Below are 1,588 nucleotides of genomic sequence, written 5' to 3' on the forward strand. Positions count from 1 at the left end.
ACTCTCCGGTCGCGTCGGTTCCGGAGGCGAGCAGGTCCCATAGTTCGTCCGGTGATCCGACACCGCCGGGGAATCGGCAGCCCATCCCTACGATGGCGATCGGTTCGTCTGCTCGGACCCGGCGGGCGGTCTTCTTGACCGGTTGGGTCGCGGTCTTCGGTTCGAGTTTGGACTGCACCAGTTTCGCTACCGCGGCCACGGTCGGATGATCGAATACCAGGGTCGATGGCAATTGCAGGCCGGTGGCCTCGGCCAGCCGGTTGCGGAATTCCACGCCGCCGAGGGAGTCGAAACCGATCTCGTCGAAACGCTGATCGGGTCGGATATCGTCAGCCGAATCGTGCCCCAGCACCGCCGCTGCCTGCGCCGACACCACCTCCAACACGACCTCACCGTGTCGGGCCCGCGGCAGCTGAGCCAACCGAGCACCCAACGCGCCCACCGGCAGGCCGGGCGAGGACTTTCCAGCGGCCTTCCCCGGACGCGTCGAGCGGGGAACGAATCCACGCAACACCACAGGGACCGCATCCGGGTCGGACGCGCGGCGCAGCACGCTCGGGTCGAACCGGATCGCCGCCACGCACACCTGGGTGTCRGTGAGGGCAGTGTCGAAAAGACGCACACCGTCGGTGTTGTCGAGTTGGCCCAACCCCAGCCGACCCCACCGCGCCACCGCCGTGTGTCCCAGGCCGCTGGTCATCCCGCTGCCCTGGTTCCACGGCCCCCACGCCAGCGACACCGCCGGCAACCCTGCCGCGCGACGCCGCTGCACCAACGCGTCCAGGAAACCGTTCGCCGCCGCATAATTCGCCTGCCCGGCCGACCCCAACACGGCCGCGATCGAGGAGAACACCACGAACGCCGACAGGTTCCGGTCCCGGGTCAGCTCGTCCAGATACCACGCGCCCTCGACCTTCGGCGCCAACACCCGATCGACCTGCTCACCGGTCAAAGTCTCGATGGTGCCGTCCTCGAGCACCCCCGCGGTATGCACCACCGCAGTCAACCCACCATCGGCGTCGATACTGTCCAACAGCATGCGCACCGCGCCGCGGTCTGCGACATCACACGCGACCACCCGGACATCGGCACCCGCCTGCCCCAGCTCGGCGACCAACTCGGCCGCACCCGCCGCTTCCGGTCCCCGCCGCGACGACAGCACCAGCCTGCGCACACCGTACTCGGCGACAAGATGCCGGGCGAACAACGCACCCAACCCACCCGTACCACCGGTGATCAGCACCGCCCCATCCCCCAACCCCGGATCGAGCTTGCCCGAGTCGCCTTGTGGACCGGARCGTTCCGGGGCAGGCCGCCGCGCGGTRTCGRCCGACACGGCCGCGGAGGCACGCCTCAACCGAGGAACCAGAATCTGCCCACCCCGCACCGCGACCTGCGGCTCGCCCGAGCCGAGCACCGCCGCGATCCGATCGGCATCCAACAACTCGGCCGGATCCTCGTCGAGGACAACGAACCGCCCCGGATTCTCCGACTGGGCACTGCGCACCAACCCCCACACCGCCGCCGCGGCCACATCCGCAACCTCCCCCACCAACCCCGCACCACCCCTGGTCACCACCACCAACCC

General features: G+C 69.3%; 1 protein-coding gene. It reads right to left on the minus strand.

The genetic code is table 11. The features are described 5' to 3' along the window. The coding region (locus AB4Z47_RS30625; RefSeq protein ID WP_441956191.1) for a type I polyketide synthase at positions 1–1,576 on the minus strand (1,576 nt) is incomplete at its 3' end. Positions 1,577–1,588: the final 12 nt, after the last annotated feature.

This window comes from Nocardia sp. 2TAF39 (genome assembly GCF_052114905.1).
In the GTDB taxonomy this organism is placed as follows: Bacteria; Actinomycetota; Actinomycetes; order Mycobacteriales; family Mycobacteriaceae; genus Nocardia.